Genomic DNA, 22,611 nt, shown 5'->3' with positions numbered 1-22,611 from the left:
TCCTTTAAATTACTGCTAATGCTTTGTCTGTTGCTTGTGCAAGCGCTTTAAAAAAACGCAAACACTTTTCAAGCTCATCTTTTTTAATTATTTGTGGTTGAGTTGTATCAAGCTGTGCGCGGTGTACGGCTTCCCCTCTTTTCGAAATCCACTTATTTAACTGCTCTCTGGCATCTTTTGGTAGTACATTAGGCCATGACCATTGCTCAGTAATATCTACTCCAAAAAACTCTTCAAAAAGCTTTTTGGTTTTATTTGAATTTGGATTATGAAAAAACTTTAAACGCTCATGCAATTGTTTTTCTGCAAAGTGACCAAATTGAGAGCCTTTAATTAAGCTAAACTTGGCATCAAAAATTTCAGTTACCACATCTTCAACATAGGTTTCCCATGCGGTTAGCGTCATTATTAAGCTCGCTTTTTTTAAAACATCATATGAGCATAATTCTGGATGGTTATTTAACGTTTCAAAGCATGCTAATAGTTGTTCTGCTTCAGATAGGGCTCTGTTAAAATTTTGTAATGAGAGGGTCATTTTCTTCCTTAAATATTTAACTAACAATTAGATGTTTGTTAGTACTGCTTTATTTTTTGTAATGCTATACAAAAATTTATAAAAATATAATTTCACAAGCTTGTGAAAATTTAATCTAGCTGGCTTTAATCTTTTTTATAATCACTAAAATTAATGATATTACTGGTATCAACTATTTCGTTTGATGACTCATCATCATGTTGTTGAACAGTAATCAGCGATTGGCAATAAGTGAGTAGGCGCTCTATGGGTATAAACTTCTCTTTGCGGCCAGTGGTTTTATTAGTAATACGTTTAGGTTGGGTGTTTAAGTAAATAGCTAACTCAATGGCAAGCTCTTTAGGTAACTCATAAAGCCCCTCTTCTTGTAGTGTTTGAGTAACCCAAAGTGCAGCATCGCTAATATGCCCGCTTATACTTAAATCGGTATTTTTAACCCAGTGCGGAGTAAACTCTATTTTAGATAGCTCACTTAACAGCACCGCAATATCGCTGCGCGGTATTAACTGATACACCTCAAGCGTTTCAGCCATCATTAGCTGCCATTCATATTGTAGGTGCTGAGTTAATTCTTTTTGCGATAACTTTAAACTAACCGGTATAAAAAACGTAAAACGGCTATTCGCTTCACAAACAATGATTGTTTTTTCACGAGATTTATATCTATTATCAATAATCTGTAATTGCCAGTTAAAACAATGACTATCGCTAATAAGGGTATTTACCCCCGCTTGTTTACCGGGTTCATGTGGCAAACGAGGTAAATCAGCTTTTAGGTATTTATTGAGTGCGTTTGAGGCACAAAGTCGAAATTTCATAAACAAATTTATTTTGCTAAAACACATTAAATAACCGCTTTGATGAGCATATAATTTGGCAGCTAAAGTACTACTATAGATTGCTTAACTACTTTTCCAGTTTGGTTATTTACACAGCCTCGGAATAATAATGCTTGTATCGGCCCACTCATATTTTGGCTACTGTGATGTTTTACAAATTTTTGATTATCAAATACATCACCCACTTTAACTTGTTGTAGCTCAAACATAGGAAAGGCTAACTTGAAACGAGTAAACAATAACTCAAATAAACAAACTAATTTTTTATCGTCTTGATTGTTACTATTGTTTATTTCAGCTTTAATATAGTCCCAGAAGCTAAATATAAACTTTTCTTGAGTCCCGCAAACAACCAACCCTTTTGGTGTTGTATCTTTAAAAATATTTTTAATTGATACTTTAGTTTGTGATGAGAGCTCCTCATAAACCTCTTTAATCCTAAGGTCTTCCTCAAAGTTATCTCTGTAAAATGTAATTTTTCTCTTTAGCTCTTCATATAAACTTAAAGTTTCTGTCAGTGTTTTTTCATTTTTTTCGACATCACTCAAAACTACAGATAAATTTTTCTCCAGACCTGATTTTTCAACATTTAAAGACTGAATTAAATTTTCACTTTCCACTAAAGCGGATTCTTTTAGTCCCAGCATAGATCTAAGTTTTGCATTTTCTTCTTTTAACGTATCTTTTTCAGCTTGTAGACCATGACACTCTTTTTGGCTTGATTCTTCAATCTTATTTGGCGACAAAGTAGTTAAGTGTTTCTCTGAATACTCGAATGCTATTTCACATACTTTACTTCTAATATCTTCATCTTCTAGGAGAACTAATACTTCTGTTTTTAAACTGTTCTTATACATAACTAATCTTCCTTTTTTAGCTCATTCGTTTTTTTTCGATAATGAGCTTGTAAACCTTTTGAGCTATATTCTATCGAAGTGTTTAGAGCTTCACTGGCACTATCATCTAAAAGTACACCAAGCGCTTCTGCCTTATCATTTATGGCAGTTCGTTGTATTTCAAATGAGTTTGGGTAAAGTTTAATAGATGAAGAAATAGCACCTATTTGTGCCAATAGCCTATTTAACTCACTTTTACCTGTCGCAAAATCGTCAGCAATGAAAATGCTAGGATCAACATCAAATACTTCGTCATCAGAAACAACAATAAATGCTAAACGCTCATTCTCAATATACTCAACTTTACGTTTAAATTGTTCCCAAAAGTCAGCACTATCAATCCATAATTCACCTGAAAACCGAACATCCTCTAACTCACCTTCAATAACTCTGCACGTTCTAATTTTGCAATTTTTATTTTCAACGTAAAAGTCTGTCATTTAATTACTTAGTCCCATTACTTTATTTTCAATTTCTTCTATAGATAACTCTGGCTCCAACTTCTGGTATGCTTCTACCAAAGCTGAACTATGTTTAGTTGTTTCATCAAGAGTAAGCTCATCGTTTAAATAAAGATCATAATCTTCTAGTTTTAAGTCGTTCTCTTTGTAGGCTTTAATAGTGCTAACTATTTCTTTCGTTTCGAGCTCTTGCGAAGCCACAGTAGCCATAAATTCAGGCGTTACTACTGAATCTAATTTTTCGTTAATTCCCTTTAAGGTTATTGAAGCACCTATTGAAGAGCGAGCTAAAAGTTCTTTCTCGTCTAATCTGTCAAATTTATCCTTATCAAAGGCAACATTATTGTTTAGGTGATTGATGTATTCATTGATTGAGTCAAAATCTTCTGGTTTTTTGTCACTTAGAATAGCCTTTTCACCTAACTCTTCGAGATTATCCTCTGGTCGAATAATACCTAAAGAAACACCTACACTTCTTATTGCATCTGTCACTTTAGCCGCAAGGGAAACACCCAAACTAGCAATACTGGTTGCTGATTTTACAACGCTATTACCAATACTTGAGGCAACACTGCTTATAAAACTACAAGCACTGCTAACAACGCTACACACACTACTCCAAAGTCCCATAAAATTTTCCTTAGTTAAACATTTATACTTTTGTTGGTTGAAAGGGCATTTTTCTGCTCCAAAGTAAATGCTACATCAGGGTTTAGATTGACCTCAGATAAGTAGTGACCTAAACAATTACTTCTTAAACCTAACTCTTTTATATTTTCTTTCGACTCAGCAAGAGGTTTATAACAAGAGGCAAGAATATATTGGTGCATAAACTCAACACCATAACTTTGTATGTAGTTATGTAGCGCTTTATTTGATTTTCGTTTCTTTAATGTTTCAACCCAAGCTAATAGCGGATTCCCCTGAAGAATATCCTCAATAACATCACCTGAAGGAGGGCTTTCAAGTAATTCTAAACCTTTTATCAAACCTGATTTGTAATTATCTGCGTAATATTGAAGTGCTATTTTTCTAATATTATCGGGATCAACATCTGCTTCCTCTGTTGTACTAAGAAACTCTTTGACTTGTACCTGCAAGGGTTTTGTCGTTCCCGAACTCGATAGAATTACGCGCCCTGGTTCAAGGTTAGATAAAAAGTTTTTTTGCTCATCAGATAAAGCCATAGTATTCCCAACTGCTTCTTTATCATCTTGAGCAAAAAGTTTATGAATAATTTTTGTATTCGTGTTTTTTAAAACTTCTGGCGTTAGCTTATTTGGAATTTGATCAACAATGATTAACGACTCCCCATACTTACGCACTTCTGCCAACATATCAGAGAAGGTTTCAACCCCCTGTTTTTTATTCGAGCTATCCCCTGCCTCAAATTTAGATAATAACCTATGCGCTTCTTCAATTAGTGTAATGTGTCTAAACTTTTCACCACGTTTACGATACTCTTCGTAATTAGCACGTATAGCTTCATTTAGATTAGCTAAAACAAACCCCATTATTAAAGACTTTTCACTTGGGTTGCGTATCTCTTCAAGTTCTAAAATTACATTGCGTTTAGCTAAATCTTTAAAGTTTATAGACCGTGGTGTATTTAACATTTGGCCTTTAGAGCCAATCAATAATCCTTGTAAGCGGGCTTTTATTGACCCTACATAATCCTGTTTCAACCTATCATCAAAACCTTGATCGTTTACAACAACCTCTGTCATATCAATCAATTCTGCAAGTGTAGGAAACGCATATACCCCAGGCGCGAATGGGTTTTCGTAATAGCTATTTTTAGAGTTAGCAATATTCCAACCTTTAGCTTCGTAGCACCTATAAATAGCTGCTTCTATTAACTGTGGTATTGCAGCTTCCATCTCAAATGCCGACTCTATGCTCGCCTTTATCATATCGACTCTAGAGGTGATATTTTCATGCGGGAAAAATTCAAAAGGGTTCAGCCTAAAAGGAGCAACATTGTCATTACCCAAGGTAAAAATTAAGATGCTATTATCTTTTTTTGTTAGTACTCGATATTCTGTTTTAGCTGGCTCAATAACTAAAAATGGCATTTGAGCTGAGTGTAATAATCGATGGCAGGTTGTCGTTTTACCACTGCCTGTAACACCTGCTATAAACGTATGTTTGTCTAGATCACGCTTATCTATACTCACCTCTGTTTTTTGCTTTAAACCACTTTTAACTAAGTTACCCAAAAAGAGTTTGTTTTCAACGCTGGCCTGTTGCGTCATATTCAAGCCAAATTCAACTTCTTCTTTTAAAGTTAATCCCACGACTTCTTTTTGAGGTAGACCAGCAACAACACTCAATTCATTAGTAGACAACCAATTACATAAGTATCGATTAAAAGGATTTTTAGAAAGCAACAAATTTAACTGATGAGTATTATCACTTTTCGCAACATCAGCACTTGCTACTTGCAATGCAGGTAATTGAAAGTTCTTTAATGTAGAAATCTCATTTTTAATCGTTAATTTTTTAAGTTGTAAAGGTGACTTATTTGCTTCTTCACCGGAAAATATTGATTTTGCAGTATTTCCTAGCTTTAAAACACTAGCCTCAGAATTCGATAATAAGTAGATATTAGATAGATAAAGTCCTTTATTTTTACCTATTTGAATACGCTTTAATAATACCTCATCAATATAATTTACCCAATCCTGTAATGTTTTATCAGAAAACTCTCGAGACTCACTAGATGAGCTACCTGTTTGTTCCGATGTATTTGTACCTCGGTTACTGCCTGTAGCCGTTGACTCTGAAGTGCCTTTCGTTGTACTTTCACTGCCATTTATATGACGATTATGGTCGGTCTCAGAAAAACCTGATGATGACTGCTTACTGCCTTCAGTGTTGTTTGTCCCTTTGGTTGTACTAACCGATTTACCCGTATTAGTTGTTATAGATTTACCATCATTTTCACTCGTTGTTTTAGTGGTACTAGAACCTTCAGAGGCTCCTTCTGTCTTAGCCTTATTTGTTCCGTCTTGAATATTTTTTTTAGATAAAGGCAATAATTTGTCATAAATTTCATGCAATTGCCCTTCAAGCTCATTTACCTCAGCCAATGAAAGAGGATCAGCCAAAACAGCCAAGCAGAACTTATCGCCACTCATTATATCTACCAAGCGGTCAACACCTTGAAACTGTTCATTATCTTCATGAACACTTGGCACACCTTCAAGCTTAGACACTTTAGAAAAGGCATCAACGTCGCTTTTAACTTGCGTTCGTTCATATTTATCAAGCTTTTTGACTATGCTTCCTCTAAAGTTTCCCTCTAAAGATGGTTTTAAAATACTTTCGCCTATATCGTCAACATCAAGCAATAAATCTCCCTTATAGCGCTTATCTTTTGCAATACCAAATAAAAACTTAACGCTTTCTCCATCACCAATGAGTAAATAAAGAAAGAGAATACCTTCAATATTTAACGAATTTAACACATTCTCAAACGCCTCTTTTCGGGGGAGTTCTTCATCAAAGGTTACTTCTTTAATATGGTAAAGTGAAAATTCATGCTCAGCTAATAAAAATGGCTTTTCGATAGCTGGTACTTGTACTTTTCCATCTACACTATTTGCTTTTAAAAGCTCAACTAGCGATTTTTTTATCCTTGGCATTCTAAAAGTCCTTCATTACAGCTTGTTCGGCTTCTTGCTGAGTCATTGTTGGTTCAGCATTTTTATAAGCGCTAACCAAGCAATCACTATGGCATTTAGTTTCAGCCAATGATAACTGCCCGTCACTGTAAGCTTCTATTTGCTCTATATTTAAGCCACTGTCTGAATACGCTTTAATAATCTCGAAAACCACTTTCGAGCCTACACCTATCTCACCTACTTTATTTAAAAATGGCAAAGAAATGTTAGTACTCAATTCCGTGTTTAAGCCTTGTAGTAAAATGGCACTCCCTATCGCCTGACGAGCTAAAACACTTGTTGGTTCATCAGATAGAGTTACTTCTGTTACATCATTTCGTAAATACTCGATATAATCATTAATTTCATTAAAGTCTTCAGGTGTTTTATCAGCAGCGATAGCTTTAGCGCCCAGCTCATTAACGCTTTCATTCGGTTTAAGAACGCTCGATGCAATGCTCAACTGCTCAATGGCTTGAACCACTTTAGGTAAGTTTTCACCTACTGTTTTTAATACCATAGGTGCAGTTCTAGCTATCATTGGCCCTAGGGTCGAAGCTAATTTACTAACCGCTGTTATTATTGTAGGGATAAGTGTGGGTGCTAACATAATCTTCCTTAAATATTATAGTTCTATGCTCTGAGGTTCATTTAAATAAATGTTATTTTTAATATCCTGCTCATCTGCTATCACGTACTCAATCTGAGTAGGTGATATAATTTTTATGTAGACCATTGCATCATCATCGGTTAAATCAAGTTTAATACTCTTCTTTTTAATACTGTCATCTGCGGCAAGTACATTACCAGTACTTGAAGTAGGTTGTTCTGAGTAATAAAGTTCAAATTTTTGATACCCCGCATCAATAAACTCTACCCATTCATTAAACTTATTTTCGCGGTCAACAATAGGTTTAAATTTACCCTTCCTATTTTCTCCTAAATAATATTTAAAACGAATATCCTCACCACTAACATTACGGTCAATAACCTTAATATTACCGCCTTCTCGTGATTCAATTAAGCCAAAAGCAACGCCAGTTTTGCCCGTTGGCTTTTCTATATTCGTTTTATCTGCACCAAGGGGTCCAAATAATTTAAAATGACTTTGCCCCTCTCTTCCAATTTCTTCATCTTGCAGCGCAATATGCTTTTCAAATAACGCTGTCACATAGCTTGATTGACTTGAATTACCAGCCAAAAATATATTTACATTTTCTATGCCATTAAGCTGTGCTTCACTGTGGCTAAACGCCAAACGCAAAGCATCAAAAAAGTTTTCTACCCCACGTTCAATTCGATCTGAAAGCAATTGCCTTAACTCTTCTTCATCAACAACTAAGTTAAAAGCTGAATGCTGAATACCACGACTATCGGTTAGTGTAATACTTAAAGAGTCTGATGAATCAATACTAAAATCGTCATGTTCCTCCCAAAATGGACGTAACGCAATACACAGCTTCTTTGTATTGTTTTTGGCTTCTTGGGAATAACTTAATAACTGCTCACTACCCGCAAACGCATCTTTTTCAGGGTGCTTTTCAAATTGAATACCGGCTTCTAATAGTGCTACTCTATTTTTCTTAAACACTTCAAACGCCAAAAGCTCAAGTAAATTCTCGCCTCCTAAAAATTTGTCTCCACCTGCGCCAAAATGTTCTATAACATAGTCAAAACGGCGCTCTTTGGCACCTTGCGCTTCTCTAAAAATACCAAAGTCAAAGTCAGTGGTGCCACCACCAAAATCAAATACACCATAAAAAATATGTTCATCGTCTACAGGGTCAAAATTATGAGCTTTAAATGCTGTTAGTGCGTAGGCAGCCGGTTCGCTCGCCCCTTTTGTTACTGTTAAGTGCTCAATAGTATCAGCGCCTAGCTCACTCGGGAGGGATTTTTTAATGCCTCTTTCAAAGCTTTCGATTATTTTATCGCGCACTGGCATTTCGTAAGTCACAGGAAATGAAAGAATGTAATCCATAAAAATGCCATTATTTAAGTTATTAATATATAAACCTAAATAGTAAGCATAAATTTCAATCGGGTTAAAGTCGTCCTCTGTGAGTTCTAAAAACGGGGGTAAGTCAATCACTTTACCTTGTTGACCAACTACTTTTAGTTTTCTGTTTTTATCGCCTGCCCACTGTTTTATTTCATCTAAAAATGTATTGAATTTACTAGAATCCGTTCCTTCTAACGCATTTTTTGCTGTATGTGAAATGGTTAAATCTTGCCAGCGTGTGTAAGGCTTATTGGCTTTTGCACTATAAGCACCTATAAAGGCGTCAAGATCTCTGAACTCCATAATAGTTGGATTTTCATAATGATGAGCTTGTATATCTTTGCTTAAATCGCCTGTTCCAATACGCATTGGATGTATATTCACATTATCTTTTTGATACACCACAACAGTACTTTTTGTACCAAAATCAATTGCTACCACACCATCGTTAATGCTCGACTTTGGATCTCGCGCGACCATCGGGGTGGGTAAGTCAATAACTTGCTCAGCATCACTCTCTAGCTCCTCGGTCCATAAAGACCAATGACCAAGCTCAGTATCTTCGAGTATTTTTTCTTGATAAGGGGTAATATCAGCGCGAATAAAGTCATCTAAAAGCAATATGTTAGATATTTTTTGCTGTATAAGTTGTTCTACAACCTGTGTTTTATCTTTAAACTCTTCAACCGCTGCTTTATTGCTGTAATTTAATGCAACAATTAAAGATTTATACAATTCATTATCTTTGAGTTTAGGTGGAATAAAGCCGCTGTATATAGCATTAATAAACACCCCTTTATCGCCTAGCTCAGCTACATCACTCTGAGGTAAATACGGTAAACAACGGCCAAAGCTAGAAACTTTAAGTATTGAGCGATCACAATCAAATCCTTGCACCTTATTTTCATTTTTATATAAACTATAGGCGGAAAAGCTATAGCGACCGTTAGAAATTTTAAAAGGTGTATTAGATAAATTAGTTAAACACTTTAAAATTGATAAGCTTGGCACATCCCATTCATTAAACGCATCTTCAAGCTCTGAATTTATAATTTCAATAACATCCGCATAAAGCTCCCCAGAATTAAAGCTATTATTTTTATTGAAGTTTCTTATTTTATCTTCACAAAGCATCCAAAAACCTTTGGCATCTTTATCAAAGAAAATATCGCCTTCAAAGCTTATCCAGCGGGCTGCCTTAAATTCACTCTCAACAATCGAAAAACATGAATTTAAAGCTTTCAACAATAGCTTGTCTTTATTATCGGTTTGACCATTAATAAATGCAGCGATTTCTGGTTGTATTATTTCATCTAGGTTCGCCACCATGTTGTCAAATGACCCATCTAATCCTTTTTGCTGTGCTTCTTTATTCGACAACGTCCATTGAGAAATTATTTTTGTATCCATTGTTTATCCTTAACTAAATTTTTTATTCTGAAAATAACCTATTTAACACTTACATATTGCAGCAGTTTAAAAAAACTAAACTACTAAATAGATTACTAAAATTTTAATATGAGTTTATTTTCACAAGCTTGTAAATAAAACTCCCTTTACAACTTTATTATGACATTAGCTATTTACCTTTGGCGATACCACTCGACGCTCAACAAACAAAACCCATTACACTAATACTTATTATTGAAGGTCGCGTTAATAATTGTTTGTTTACACAGTAAAAACGTTAACCGCGTGTAAGCCCCGATACTAAAATGATAGGTAAATAACGCAGCAGCAATGGGAGCTTCTAAGTTTCTTTTTGATAAAAACTCAGTGATAAAAATAGTTACATTATCGAACTCAATTGGTTTATTGATTGTTTCTAGCATATCAACGTCCTTGTTATTCTAGTTTTATGGTAATCGTTATAGTTCGCCAGCAAAGGCTTTTTGGCTTAATGAGTTAAAAGCACTATTAGCCTCTAGCAAGGACTCTTCCATCGCTAACATAGAACTTCGAACCTTAAATACTACATCATGATATTTTTGAACTAGCTTTTTATCCGGCACTAATACCTCAAAGTTCTTAAGTTCTACCGGAGAAATATGCGGCACAGTAGTCTCTGTAGGACAACAGTGTTTTTCAAATGCACTAGATAAAATGCATGAATATAAATAATCTGTATAGATTGCTTGTTTCGGTCTAATCCTCGCAACACGTTGCACTAAGTATGTAGTTCGTTGATTCTCAGGGAATATACAGACTTTAAGACCACTTGAAATCCATGGACGATCCATCGCTAGAATCACATCACCCGAGTTAATAATATAGCTTTCTATTCCTTTTAATTTATCCTTATCCCAATATGCCGTATCTTTCCATTCAAAATAACCCGTTAAAGTATTAGCCCCCCTACAAAGCCTTACAGAATTTTCACTATCTTGTACATACTCTGCACTTTTAAAGGCATAGCCAGTAATTACTTCTGACATCTCAGTTATTGCTGCCTTTTTAAACCCCTTCGGGTTGGTAATCGGATCGCCGAACATGTCTAGGAATACACTGCGTAGGAAGTCGTCGGCGAGTTGGATGGCTTGTTGGCGTTTGCGGCGGATGGCGTCGGCTTTATCTAAAATCGCGGCTATGCGTTTTTGCTCGTCTAATGGTGGTACTTCAACATCCAGTTTAGCTAGATTTCCTCTCGAAATCCGTTGCCGAGTAGTACCAGTCACATATTGTAAAACTTGGTTATTAAAATGTTTAGAGTTAATCAAATGCATTAACCAACGAGTACCTATTTGATCAGAGTCAGGTCTTATAATACAAATATCTACAACAGTTACACATTTCTGTTGAACTTGAGGGAAAATACAAGCTCTACCAATTGGATCTGGCATTCTAGCAACAAGGATGTCACCTTCAACAAGATAAGTGCAGTTTAGATCATTTGCACGCTCTTCAGTCATGAAACGGTTAGATTTATCTATAAATTTACCTACACCGATATCCGCTAATTGAATCAATCTAACTGAACCATCTGGATTTTGATCTTTGCTTTCAATCCAGTTTCCATCAGAAAACAAACCGTTTTTTGAAATCAAATCTTTAAACTTTTTCAATTTGATTGTCACAGCATTCCCTCCAGCTCTTTCAGCTCAGCGAGTATTTCGTTTTCTAAGCTCACTAATTTACCTAGGATTTCTTTTGGCGGATCGTAGCTTTCTTCTTCGTATACCACTTCTTTGTAGCGGTTGATTGATAGATCGTATTTATTGCTGGCTATTTCATCTTTACTTACCCAAAAGGCTTTCTGAGTTTTATCATTTTTATTACTTGTCGCCTGTGCTTTATCACGGGCTTTAAATTCGCTAATTAGGCTTGGTAAGTCGTTGGCTTTTATAGGGGTGCGTTTGTCATCAAGGCTAAAACCATCGGCTTGTACGTTGTAAAACCATACGTGGTCGGTGCTGCCGCCTTTGGTGAATATAATTATGGCAGTTGAAACACCAGCATAGGGTTTAAACACGCCACTGGGTAGTGAGATTACCGCTTCTAGCTGGTTGTTATCTACCAACATTTGGCGCAGTTGTACGTGCGCTTTTGATGAGCCAAATAATACGCCATCAGGCACGATGGTCGCCGATTTCCCGCCTATTTTTAGCATGCGCTCTATAAGGGCAACAAATAGCAGCTCGGTTTTTTTAGTTTTTACTTTGCGTAATAACTCGGGGCATACGTCTTCTTCGTCTAGGCTGCCTTTAAATGGCGGATTGGCCAGTATTATGTCAAAGCCTTCTTTTGCTTTTTGCGGGTAGTGCTCTTTAAAGTTTTGGCTTAGGGTATCTTGATAATGAATGCCCGGTTGTTTAATGCCGTGCATTACTAGGTTCATAGCAGCTACGCGTAGCATGGTGGCGTCAAAGTCAAAGCCGTTAAACATGTGAGCATCTATGTGGCTGCGCTGCTCTGGGGTTATTAAATCGCCTGAGTAAAGTAAGTTTTCAAGCGGTTTACCGCTGTCATCACATTGAACGTTGCCATCTACATCCAGCACGGGTTCACGGTCGATGCCCTCAGCTGAGGTGTATTTTTGTAATAGGTATTCGTAACTTACCGATAAAAAGCCACCGGTGCCGGTTGATGGGTCACAAATTTGGCTGGTAACGCTTGGGTCCATCATTTCGACCATGGCGCGTATAATGTGGCGCGGGGTTCTAAATTGGCCGTTAATGCCTGCTGTAGTGAGTTTGCTAAGCAAGTATTCGTACAAATCGCCTTTGGTGTCTGAGTTTTCAAGGGGTAAGTCGTTTACCATTTCAACGGCTTTTACCAATAAGCTTTGCTTTTGGATCATCAATTGCGCGTCTTTCATAAACTCGTTAAATACCGCGCCTTCTGGCGATACATCATCTGAGGTTTTTGAAAAGTACGGAAACAGTTCATCTTTAACCAGTTTGTATAACTCTTCTGCCCCTAAATGGCGCAGGTTTTGCCAACGAATGTGTTGCTCGGCGTCGCTAAAGCGGCGGTTAAATGGCTGTTTAGTACGTGCACTTCGTTTTTCATCGGCTTGCTCGTTCATGTCGAGCATACGGGCGTACATTAAAAAAGTAATTTGCTCTACTACGGTAAGCGGGTTAGTTATTCCGCCTGTCCAAAATTCTTCCCATAGTTTGTCGATTTTACTTTTTAAAGGTCCGGTTATCATAATTTTCCTAGTGTGAGCGGTTTATTGCGCTCATTGTATTGATTAAATTTTATATCATGGTGTTGGATGGCGCTCTAACTTATCCAGCATCCTCGGATAGCGCTTTGGCTTATCCAACATCGTCGGATGGCGCTCTGGCTTATCCAACCTACGTTTTGTGCTATTTAATTTTGGCTTAATAAATTTTCGATTAAGCGAATAATGGTATCTTTTTCTTTAGGGTTTGACTCTGCTACTAATAAAGTAATGGCCGCTAACCCTATATCGTTTATTACGGGTGATAATGCTCATTTAACAGGCGTTGATTTCGATTTAGAAAATCGACAAATAAAAATGCTGCGGTGCGTTTATTGCCATCACTAAACGGGTGGTTTTTAACCACGAAGTACAATAAATGCGCGGCTTTGCTTTTCTACACTTGGGTAGGCAGGCTCACCAAATACACTTTGATCTAAAGCGCCCCAAATGGCATTTAGGCCGCTGTTACGCTCTTGTGCAAATAGCTTGGTGGCTTCACCTTTGTTTATAAGGTTTTGCTTAAGCTGTGAAATTGCGATTTTTGCATCATTAAGTGGTGTAAGTGCGCCGCCTAACTCACCTTGTGGAGAATTAAGCAGTCCTTCATCATACTGTTGTAGCCATAAAAAGGTTTGCGTGTAACTGGCAATTATATCTACAAGCCCTGCACCAAATTCACTGTTTTGAGGCAAAACAGCAATTCGTTTAACGAGTTGTAATGCGTTATCTAGCTCTGTTGCGTTTTGTGCTAATCGCTCTTGATTTAAGGTGTAGCCTTTTAATAAATGCTGCTTTAATGTTTTAGTTGCCCACTGGCGAAAGCGTGTTGCTTGGGTTGAGTTAACGCGGTAGCCCACAGATATTATTGCATCAAGATTGTAGTGTTTTAATTTACGTTTTACTTGGCGTTTACCCTCTTGACGAACTACCGAGTAATCCTCGGTAGTTGCGTTTTCATCAAGTTCACCTGACTGATATATGTTTTTTAGGTGTAAACTAATGTTGTCTGTTGATGTTTTAAACAGTTCAGCAAGCTGAGATTGCGATAACCAGATACTTTCTTGCTGCACTTGCACTGCTAACTGTAGGCTACCATCTTCATTTTGAAACACTTCTACTTGATTAGCCATTTACACTACCACTTCTTTATCTACCGTTTGGTTTTTATCACCCAATTGTACATCAAACTGCTTAATAAATTGCTCAATTACGTCGGCTTGTTGCTGGCTAAATACGCCATCGAGCCCCATGTCGTGTATTTGTGTAAAGGGCGCATCGTAAAGCTGGGCTATTTCAATAGCGCCGTGGCGAATCAGGTGGTTTTTTAACATACCAATAAAGCGTTGTTGCTTGGCATTTACATGGGTGTGTATTTGCTGCACGAAGGTTGTAAAGCTTTGCTCTATGGCGTTTTTATCCATGCCGACTATGGTACGCAATATTTTGTCGAGCGTCGCGGTTGATTCGGGAAAAAACTCTTTTAATGTATTTAAATCAACACTTGGGTTTTGCGTATGCACTAACGAGCTTAATTGCGCTAAGTCGGCTTCGGTTACTTGTTCGCCGTTGCGAATTTTTTTAAGTACGCTGTCGGTTTCAAATAACGGGGTGAGTGTTTTTTCTACCTCTTGGCGATATATTTGATAATCAATGGAGACTATTTTTGTAAGCCTATCAGCTTCGTGTATTTGATTTTCGTCTTCTGTTATATCAAGTACAAAATCACTTGTTGGTGGCTTCACGCTTTTATTACGCAGGTGAATAATACTGCGTAAATTAATACGGCTTTGCTCAAGGGCTGCATGGGTTAAATACTGCCAGTACTGCTGTGTTTGTATTTCTTCTATTGCAGGTGCTTTGCTACGCACTTCGTTTAGGTGCATTTGAAGCGATTCAACCTTGTTCATTATACTTTGTTTAGCTAAATCAATTTGGTTTGCATCGATAAATATTAGTGTTTGGATAGTGGTTAGCTCTAAATCGAATTTATACGCTTCACTTTGCCCCATTATGTTACGCCATTGCATAAGTGGCGCGACTTTTTCAAGCAGATCGCTTACTGTTTGCGGTGCAAATTGATTAAGACGTTTAAAATCTTTGTAAGTTTCGACCACTAGCCAGTTATCGCGCACCGATATTGATTCCATTGGCAGTAGGCAAATATCGTCGTGAATTAATTTAATGGTTTGGTCAAACACATCCATGTTTGCTTTTTTGAGGGCCGTTTGTGCAAGGGTTACCCGCGCTTCAAATAGTTTTTGCAGTAACGATTTTGCTTGTTTTACGTCGTCTTCTTCTGGGTTTTCGTCAAAGTATTCAAAGTTTGCCCAGTGATCGAATATTAAAAAGTGAGTTTTGTGCTGCCCTGGTCCGTATAGGTTTTCGCATAAGCGTGTGCCACGGCCAATCATTTGCCAAAACTTTACTTTTGATTTTATGGGTTTTGCAAATACAAGGTTTACACATTCTGGTACGTCTATGCCGGTGTCGAGCATATCGACCGACACTGCTATACGCATGCTGTTTTCGTCGCTTGATTTAAAATCGTCTATTAGCTCTTCGGCCCGTTCGTACTTTGAGTGAATAACGCGGCAAAAATTAGCACCATGCTGCGGGTAAAGCTCACTAAATAACTGGGCCATTAATTCGGCATGAGCTATATTACGGGCGAATATAATTGTTTTACCTGGCAGTTGGCCGTCTTTATCGCGCAGACCTTTTTCCATTAGGTTACGCAGTATGAGCCTGTTGGTGTCTTTATTTTTAATGGCTTCGTCTATTTGTTTTGCGTCAAAGTCGAGCTCGTTAGGGTCAATGCCTTGCTCTTCTAATTGGGCTATTTGCTCATCGGTTAGATTGTCTTTTTTAATGCCTTCGCGCAAAAACTGAGTGGTGTAACTTACAATTTTGTAAGGGACTAAGTTGCCTTGTTCTATAGCATCTTCTAATGGGTAGTTAGCTGTGGGTAGTTTGTAATCGCAACCAAACAAATCACACGTTGAGCGCGATACCATTTCAACCGGAGTGGCGGTTAGGCCTACTTCGAGTGCATCAAAGTACTTAAAAATATCACCATATATATTGTAAATTGAACGGTGCGATTCGTCGGCTACTATTAGGTCAAAATAGCCTACGTCGTACTTGTTCATTATGCGTAGCATACCTGGGTACGTTGCTATAAATACCCGCGCGCTGGCTGCTGTGTTTTTAGCGCTTTTACCAACAATATGTACTGGCTCTTTGGTGAATTCGGTAAAGGCGTTACCCGCTTGTTTACGTAGTTCTTTTCGGTCACATAAAAATAGTACGCGCTTAGCCCAACCTGCATCAAGTAGTCGTTTTGCAAGGGCAATAGATACGCGTGTTTTACCTGTGCCGGTTGCTTGAACAATAAGCGCTTTGCGGTGTTTATCACTAAAACGCTCACACACTCGGGTTATGGTTTCCATTTGATACAAACGCCCTGCCACAGCAGTATCTATCGGCGTTTTATTTAAGTCTTTTTTAAGTGTGCGCTGCTTTATTAAGTACTGTAGAGAATCTTTTGAGTAGTAACCGTATAAACCACGGCTATTATAGCCTTGCGTGTCGTCGAGTATTTTTATATCCCAGCCGTTTGAATAAAAAATAATAGGGCGTTGGCCATATTGCTTTTCGAGCGCATTGGCATAAAGCGTTGCTTGCTGGCGGCCTTTTTCGATATTTTCGTGAGTGCGTTTTGCCTCTATTACCGCAAGTGGTTTACCATCGTCATCCCATAATACATAATCAACATAACCTACGCCTGTTGTTGTAGGTTGATCTGTTACTTTTACTTCTTTGCCAACGTCTTCTGTTGATTTGTCGTCAAGTGCTACATTCCAACCAGCATTACGTAAATCTAAATCGATAATGCGTTTACGGGTTTCGTCTTCGTTAAAGTTAAAACTAGAGTTAACAATTTGCTCATTGCGGGTTTTAACCTGAGCCAGCTTTTCAGCATCAATAGTTTGTTTTAGTTTTGCTGCTTGCTGCTGTGCTTGTTTTTGTGCAAGCTCTGCGGCTTCTAGTTCGTCAAGTGCGCGTTTTAAACGGGCTTGGTTTTCAGCTAGCTGCTGAGTAAGTTGCTTGTTCTTTTTAGCAAACTGAGCATCACTTTGATTAGTCGGCTGTGTTTGCTCAGGCGCTTTAAACTCTGGGCATTCTTGTTGCGTGCCATTGGCATACGCCATAAATAAGTACGAAGCTACAAAGTAGCTTTCTTTTAATATCCAAATAGCTTGTTGTTGATCAACTTTGCCTTCGTGGGCTGCTTGATTACCACTTTTACGAATGGCGTGAAGTTTATCGGTAATTAAACGCGGAACTGCGCTGGTAAAGTCGTCGGCGGTAAGTTTATCAAAAATGTTAGAAGTGGGTAAAACAGGTAAACTAAGTTCTTTATATAAGTAACCTACTACTTTTTCGGCAAAGCAACGCAGCTTAACCAGTGAGCTTTGTGGATCGGTAATCGCATAGTCTTCTGCAAAAGCGGCTAACTGGTGTAGCTCTGGCCACTTAGATTGAATGTGTTCAAAGTTCATTGATTGCTTCATTCCTGATTACTTCCTTATCAACTAATTTACCATGCGTTATTATTTTTATGCGTTTGCAAGCTTGCGAATATTAAGCCGTTATATTTATTTTTATATTGTGTGTTACTGCGCTTAACCAGTAGCTTGTTTCAAAGCTTTGGTTATTAGAATCAATCGCTATTTTCTTAGCAAGCTCGTTTGGTAACACCTTATTTATTTTACTATTTATGCGGCTACGCGTTTGTTGCACAAAGGTTTTTTCCATTACTTTTAAATTACTGTGTATACCTTCTCTAAAATCTTCTGGCTCTATGCCAAACGTATCACGAAATATACGTAAATCACTGCTATTTTGCTGTAAAAGCATGAGGTACTCTTTGCTGTATCGCAAAGACTCTTCAAAATCACGACCCACCACTAACTGTTTATTTTCATTTTGGCTGTATTGGTTTAACCATAAATAGAAGGCGGTTTCTTTTGCGGTAAGTTTAATTTCGATACCTGCAAAGGTGAGCGTTTTTGCTTTTGCGTTTACTTCAAGGGTTAAATCTTTTTTATGCGCTGAGTTTAAGCTTGCTACTGTTTGGCTAAACGATGCACTTTGCATATTTGCAATGAGGGTTTCGTCGATAGATTGGCGCATTCGTACAAAGGGTATTTCGGCAAGGGTTACATTTGCATTAATACAGTTTACTTGCGTGCCATTTTTACCATCAATAATGTGGTCATAAGGTGTTGGGTAGTAAAAGTCTCTAACAAATTCAAATTCGCTATTTACAAATACATGACTGAGTGAATCTTGCTCACGCCCCAATAAAGACATGGCATAACCTAAATAAAATGCCATTGTTTTACGGCCACCTGCAATGGATGCATGAATACTAATATCGTTTTTATTGGTAAGTTCAAACACTTTACGCGTAATAAAGTCGGCCATGTAGGTTTGTTCTATTTCAGATTTAGCATCATTAATAGGTTGGCCTTTATCGTCTTCTATTAGGCATATGTTTTCATCGGGAAGTTTAATGCAGGGAAGTTTATAATCTGCTATTAATTTAGCTAAATTACCTTGCTTAAATAATCCATCGGTGAGCATAGCCTTGGTGCTTTTTGTTGTAATAACAAAAATCTCTTCAGGCATAGGCTTACCCTGCTGATAAAGCGCAAAAAGAGTTTCGGTTAATACCTGCGGGCTTGCACCGGTAACTATTAGTAGTACATTCTTCATCAACGATCCTTTTGTATGAGGAATCTGCATAATACATAAATTACATAGTTAATGAAACTTGTTTGAGCTCAGTGGATTAGAGGCCTTATTTCTTGCCTTTAAGCTACGGTGTATAAACAACAGTAGCTTTAATTTAATAACTCTTTAATCAACACAGAACCCTGCTGGCGTGTATTAAACGGATTCCCGTTGCCATTTAAAATTGAAACCCCTAACTCTTTAGCAATATCACGCAAGTAAGGCTTACTGGGTGTTACAAGCTCGTCATTTAAAAACACTTCAATAGTGCCGTTTTCAAGCTCCACCAATTTGTAGTTATTCCATATAACTTCTTTTACATTTAATAGTATACGTGGCTTAACTGGTGCGTTTATTAACTTACTCATTGTAATACAGCTTTTTCCCGTTACTGCATCACTCATTAGTTTTTTAGCTTCTTCAACGGGCGCATCTAATAAAGTTTCAACTTGCATCTCATCTGTATTGATTCTTAAAATAATTATACGATCGACCAAGTTTAGCGTATTAGTATTAAAGCTTATATGGCCACCTGTATGCATTCTACCTGTTGTTTTGACTGATATACGCTCGCCACTACTTGATACAACATCGTACCCCGCCTGGTTAACCTCTGTTGCCATGCGTCCATTTGTTATAAGTGCGGCGTACAGCTCCCCAATTCTACCTGTTAAATGTCTAAGTTCTGTTGCAGGTACATCCCAACTCAACTCCCTTTCTAACCAGCTCATTGCCTCACCCAGCGACTGAATGATTTGCATTTGTGTTAAAGCCATTTTATATCCTTATTTTATCTTCTAACCAACTTTTAAAAGGTGCTTATGTCCTGATACCGACAATGAACCTTGAGATGCTTTTGCTATATGCTCACTCCACCAGTTCATCAACTCTCTACGTTTTTCTATATATTCAGCTCTATTATAAGCAGAACGAACCTAGTTTTTATCTACATGTGCCAGTGCGGCTTCTATTATATCGGGATTAAACTCATGCTCGTTTAATGTTGTACTTCCAAGCGAACGTAAGCCATGGCTTACTAAACGGCCCTCAAACCCCATGCGTTTTAGAGCCATATTAGCTGTCTCATTGTTGATATGGGTTCTCGGGTTTCTGTCTGACGGAAAAACAAAGTCTCTGTGCCCTGAAATTGGTTTTATAGCTTCTAATAACTCTATAGCTTGTTGTGATAACGGTATGACATGCTCTCTGCGCTTTTTCATACGTTCAGCTGGGATAATCCATAGTTTATTCTCAAAATCAATTTCATCCCAACGAGTACCGGCCGCTTCACCTGGGCGGGTAAGAGTATGTAACTGCCATTCAATCAAAAAGCGGGTTACTCGTTTAATTGACGCCGTTGCAAGCGTTTGCATCAATTCAGGCAGCTCTTCTGGTTTTAACGAAGGCATGTTTTGTTTTTGCGGCTTTTTAAATGTTTCTTTTATTCCAGCAAGCGGATTAGCTTGAATATAACCACTATTAACTGCATAGGTCATAACTTGGTTTAATCGTTGGCTCAAACGCTTAACTGTTTCTAGAGTACCTTTAGCCTCTATAGGCCTTAAAATTTTTATGACTTGTGGTGCGTTAATTTTGCCAATAGGATATTTACCAATAACCGGCAGTATATGGTTATTTAACGATCGCCGAATATCTTCGCCATGAGCTTGCGTAAAATCAGGCTTTTTAACATCAAACCACTCTAAAGCTACTTTATTTAGTGTTAACTCTTCTTGAGCCCGTTTAAAAGCTAAGGCTTCATCTCTATGCTCTTTTGGATCAGTCCCTAAAGCAACTAGTTCTCTAGCTTGTTGCGCTAACTTTCTGGCATTTACAATAGATACATCTGGGTACTTGCCTAATCCCATGTTGACACGCTTTTTTGTGATTGGATGGTAGTAATTAAAGTTCCAGAGCTTAGAGCCACTCTTTCTGACTTTTACTTGTAGGCCGTTACCATCGGATAAAATTATATCTTTATCCTCTGCTTTTACTTTTTTTAACGCTGTATCGGTAAGCTGCTTGGCTGATCTTGCCATAAAAAATGAACCCCACTCAAATTTAGTATTCTTTTATTATGGAAGCTTATTCAAGGAATACCATTTTAGATACTAAAGCTTTGAGCTTGGATGAAACAGCCTGGGACAGAGTGACACTCTAAGTTATTGATTTTAAAATATTACAGGCACAAAAAAGGACGTCCTGAGACGTCCTAATATTGAATGATGGTGGAGGAAGAGGGATTCGAACCCTCGTTAGGGATTAACCTAAACACACTTTCCAGGCGTGCGCCTTCAGCCACTCAGCCATTCCTCCACGGTGTTGCCTAGCAACAGCGCGTTATAGTATGAAATAGGTTACGCAGGTGCAAGGCCTTTTTAAATATGTACTGTTGAATGGCTATTAATCGTGCAGTTATTTACTTTTTCAATAAAAAACGGCTAAACCATAAGGCTTAGCCGTTTTTTATATCAGTCTAGTTACTTTACATTTGCTAAAAACTATTTAGCCATACTCGCCGTAAAGTCTAGCATGCGGTTAAGTGACTTAAGTGCACCTTCACGCAAGTCCATATCTACAAATACCTCTTTACCTTGAGGGTCTATTAAAGCCTCCTCAATCGCTTTTAAGCCATTCATTGCCATCCACGGGCAATGTGCACAACTTTTGCAAGAAGCGCCTTCACCAGCCGTAGGGGCGGCAAAGAACTCTTTCTCTGGGCATAGCTGCTGCATTTTATAAAAAATACCGCGATCAGTCGCAACAATAAACTTTTTATTCGCCATTGTTTGCGCTGCTTTAATCAGCTGGCTTGTAGATCCAACGGCGTCAGCAAGTGCAACTATTTCTGCAGGTGACTCTGGGTGAACTAAAACGCCAGCATCTGGGTGCAGTGCCTTAAACTCTTTCAATGCTTTAGTTTTAAACTCGTCGTGAACAATACATGCGCCATTCCACATGATCATATCAGCGCCGGTATTTTTTTGAATGTAGCTGCCTAGGTGTTTGTCTGGGCCCCAAATAATTTTTTCGCCTTGCTCGTCTAAGTGCTCAACAATTTCAAGCGCGCACGATGAGGTTACAATCCAATCTGCACGGGCTTTAACCGCTGTAGAGGTGTTTGCATACACCACCACTTTACGATCAGGGTGCTGGTCGCAAAATGCTGAGAACTCATCAATAGGACAACCGATGTCTAGCGAGCAAGTTGCTTCAAGTGTTGGCATAACAACCGTTTTGTTTGGCGTTAAAATTTTAGCAGTTTCACCCATAAAACGAACGCCTGCAACGATGATCATATTAGCGTCGTGTCTTGCACCAAAGCGCGCCATTTCTAAAGAGTCGGCAACGCAACCGCCAGTTTCTTCGGCAAGGGCTTGGATTTCAGGATCAGTATAATAATGCGCTACGAGTACCGCGTTTTTATCTTTAAGTAATTGCTTAATACGTGCTTTGTATTCGCCTTGCTCATCGTTTGTTAACGGTGCTGGCTTTGGAGGGAAAATATAGCCTTCAGGCATAATAGTTTGCGCTAAACTCATGTTCTCGACCACTTATTTACAGTGTATAAATTACGGCGAATTATACGAGAATAAAAACATAAATAACAGCAAACTGGTTAAGCTTGTTTATAAAAAACAGAATAGGATTTTAAAAAAGAATATAGCAAATGGTGGGTCATGATGGATTCGAACCATCGACCAATTGATTAAAAGTCAACTGCTCTACCAACTGAGCTAATGAC

General features: G+C 37.9%; 17 protein-coding genes, 1 tRNA gene and 1 pseudogene. All 19 read right to left on the bottom strand.

Annotated features, from left to right (window positions below; all coding sequences use genetic code 11):
- Positions 1-4: 4 nt before the first annotated feature.
- Positions 5-535 (bottom strand): HEPN domain-containing protein, encoded by a 531-nt coding sequence (locus R0J88_RS00095; protein WP_410898687.1) that lies wholly within the window; start codon positions 533-535, stop codon positions 5-7.
- 125 nt (positions 536-660) lie between these two features.
- Entirely contained in the window at positions 661-1,353 is a 693-nt protein-coding gene (locus R0J88_RS00090; protein ID WP_410898686.1) for an amino acid adenylation, read from the bottom strand.
- Positions 1,354-1,415: 62 nt separating this feature from the next.
- Positions 1,416-2,231 carry a hypothetical protein gene (locus tag R0J88_RS00085; protein ID WP_410898685.1) on the bottom strand — a complete coding sequence of 272 codons (816 nt, stop codon included), beginning with the start codon at positions 2,229-2,231 and terminating at the stop codon, positions 1,416-1,418.
- Between the two features lie 2 nt (positions 2,232-2,233).
- Positions 2,234-2,710, bottom strand: a complete 477-nt coding sequence (locus R0J88_RS00080; RefSeq protein WP_410898684.1) for a hypothetical protein — start codon at positions 2,708-2,710, stop codon at positions 2,234-2,236.
- Positions 2,711-3,361 carry a hypothetical protein gene (locus R0J88_RS00075; RefSeq protein ID WP_410898683.1) on the bottom strand — a complete coding sequence of 217 codons (651 nt, stop codon included), beginning with the start codon at positions 3,359-3,361 and terminating at the stop codon, positions 2,711-2,713. It lies immediately after the preceding gene.
- 14 nt (positions 3,362-3,375) lie between these two features.
- Complete coding sequence (locus R0J88_RS00070; RefSeq protein ID WP_410898682.1) at positions 3,376-6,378, bottom strand: helicase HerA domain-containing protein; 3,003 nt, start codon at positions 6,376-6,378, stop codon at positions 3,376-3,378.
- A 1-nt stretch (position 6,379) separates the two neighbouring features.
- Positions 6,380-7,006, bottom strand: a complete 627-nt coding sequence (locus tag R0J88_RS00065; protein WP_410898681.1) for a hypothetical protein — start codon at positions 7,004-7,006, stop codon at positions 6,380-6,382.
- Between the two features lie 15 nt (positions 7,007-7,021).
- A complete protein-coding gene (locus R0J88_RS00060) occupies positions 7,022-9,808 on the bottom strand; it encodes a hypothetical protein (protein WP_410898680.1) in 2,787 nt (928 codons plus the stop codon).
- 221 nt (positions 9,809-10,029) lie between these two features.
- Positions 10,030-10,230 carry a hypothetical protein gene (locus R0J88_RS00055; RefSeq protein WP_410898679.1) on the bottom strand — a complete coding sequence of 67 codons (201 nt, stop codon included), beginning with the start codon at positions 10,228-10,230 and terminating at the stop codon, positions 10,030-10,032.
- 36 nt (positions 10,231-10,266) lie between these two features.
- Positions 10,267-11,472, bottom strand: a complete 1,206-nt coding sequence (locus R0J88_RS00050; RefSeq protein WP_410898678.1) for a restriction endonuclease subunit S — start codon at positions 11,470-11,472, stop codon at positions 10,267-10,269.
- Positions 11,469-13,049, bottom strand: coding sequence for an N-6 DNA methylase (locus R0J88_RS00045; RefSeq protein ID WP_410898677.1), 1,581 nt, complete (start codon positions 13,047-13,049; stop codon positions 11,469-11,471). Before R0J88_RS00045 ends, R0J88_RS00050 begins: the two co-directional genes overlap by 4 nt.
- 271 nt (positions 13,050-13,320) lie before the next feature.
- On the bottom strand, positions 13,321-13,431 hold the full coding sequence (locus R0J88_RS00040) for a Fic family protein (protein ID WP_410898676.1): 111 nt from the start codon (positions 13,429-13,431) through the stop codon (positions 13,321-13,323).
- Entirely contained in the window at positions 13,424-14,197 is a 774-nt protein-coding gene (locus R0J88_RS00035; protein ID WP_410898675.1) for a virulence RhuM family protein, read from the bottom strand. The genes R0J88_RS00040 and R0J88_RS00035 overlap by 8 nt, the downstream gene beginning before the upstream one ends.
- Positions 14,198-17,641 carry a DEAD/DEAH box helicase family protein gene (locus R0J88_RS00030; protein WP_410898674.1) on the bottom strand — a complete coding sequence of 1,148 codons (3,444 nt, stop codon included), beginning with the start codon at positions 17,639-17,641 and terminating at the stop codon, positions 14,198-14,200.
- Positions 17,642-17,711: 70 nt separating this feature from the next.
- Positions 17,712-18,848 carry a CRISPR-associated ring nuclease Csm6 gene (gene csm6, locus R0J88_RS00025; RefSeq protein WP_410898673.1) on the bottom strand — a complete coding sequence of 379 codons (1,137 nt, stop codon included), beginning with the start codon at positions 18,846-18,848 and terminating at the stop codon, positions 17,712-17,714.
- Between the two features lie 128 nt (positions 18,849-18,976).
- A complete protein-coding gene (locus R0J88_RS00020; RefSeq protein WP_410898672.1) occupies positions 18,977-19,642 on the bottom strand; it encodes a DUF6998 domain-containing protein in 666 nt (221 codons plus the stop codon).
- Positions 19,643-19,663: 21 nt separating this feature from the next.
- A pseudogene (locus R0J88_RS00015) lies at positions 19,664-20,905 on the bottom strand (integrase domain-containing protein).
- A gap of 187 nt (positions 20,906-21,092) precedes the next feature.
- Positions 21,093-21,182, bottom strand: a tRNA-Ser gene (locus tag R0J88_RS00010).
- Positions 21,183-21,367: 185 nt separating this feature from the next.
- Positions 21,368-22,408, bottom strand: a complete 1,041-nt coding sequence (gene nadA / locus R0J88_RS00005) for a quinolinate synthase NadA (protein WP_410898671.1) — start codon at positions 22,406-22,408, stop codon at positions 21,368-21,370.
- Positions 22,409-22,611: the final 203 nt, after the last annotated feature.

Origin of the sequence: Pseudoalteromonas sp. SIMBA_162, assembly GCF_046535955.1 — a bacterium.
Taxonomy (GTDB): Bacteria; Pseudomonadota; Gammaproteobacteria; order Enterobacterales; family Alteromonadaceae; genus Pseudoalteromonas; species Pseudoalteromonas marina.
This window is presented reverse-complemented; position numbering and strand designations above follow the sequence as displayed.

Bases quoted from the DNA above. Each gene is read 5' to 3' on its own strand.
- R0J88_RS00085 (WP_410898685.1), bottom strand. From the start codon at position 2,231: ATGTATAAGAACAGTTTAAAAACAGAAGTATTAGTTCTCCTAGAAGAT.
- R0J88_RS00045 (WP_410898677.1), bottom strand. From the start codon at position 13,049: ATGATAACCGGACCTTTAAAAAGTAAAATCGACAAACTATGGGAAGAA.
- R0J88_RS00035 (WP_410898675.1), bottom strand. From the start codon at position 14,197: ATGGCTAATCAAGTAGAAGTGTTTCAAAATGAAGATGGTAGCCTACAG.
- R0J88_RS00055 (WP_410898679.1), bottom strand. From the start codon at position 10,230: ATGCTAGAAACAATCAATAAACCAATTGAGTTCGATAATGTAACTATT.
- R0J88_RS00080 (WP_410898684.1), bottom strand. From the start codon at position 2,710: ATGACAGACTTTTACGTTGAAAATAAAAATTGCAAAATTAGAACGTGC.
- R0J88_RS00090 (WP_410898686.1), bottom strand. From the start codon at position 1,353: ATGAAATTTCGACTTTGTGCCTCAAACGCACTCAATAAATACCTAAAA.
- R0J88_RS00060 (WP_410898680.1), bottom strand. From the start codon at position 9,808: ATGGATACAAAAATAATTTCTCAATGGACGTTGTCGAATAAAGAAGCA.
- csm6 (WP_410898673.1), bottom strand. From the start codon at position 18,848: ATGAAGAATGTACTACTAATAGTTACCGGTGCAAGCCCGCAGGTATTA.
- R0J88_RS00030 (WP_410898674.1), bottom strand. From the start codon at position 17,641: ATGAAGCAATCAATGAACTTTGAACACATTCAATCTAAGTGGCCAGAG.
- R0J88_RS00095 (WP_410898687.1), bottom strand. From the start codon at position 535: ATGACCCTCTCATTACAAAATTTTAACAGAGCCCTATCTGAAGCAGAA.
- R0J88_RS00075 (WP_410898683.1), bottom strand. From the start codon at position 3,361: ATGGGACTTTGGAGTAGTGTGTGTAGCGTTGTTAGCAGTGCTTGTAGT.
- R0J88_RS00070 (WP_410898682.1), bottom strand. From the start codon at position 6,378: ATGCCAAGGATAAAAAAATCGCTAGTTGAGCTTTTAAAAGCAAATAGT.
- R0J88_RS00065 (WP_410898681.1), bottom strand. From the start codon at position 7,006: ATGTTAGCACCCACACTTATCCCTACAATAATAACAGCGGTTAGTAAA.
- R0J88_RS00020 (WP_410898672.1), bottom strand. From the start codon at position 19,642: ATGGCTTTAACACAAATGCAAATCATTCAGTCGCTGGGTGAGGCAATG.
- nadA (WP_410898671.1), bottom strand. From the start codon at position 22,408: ATGAGTTTAGCGCAAACTATTATGCCTGAAGGCTATATTTTCCCTCCA.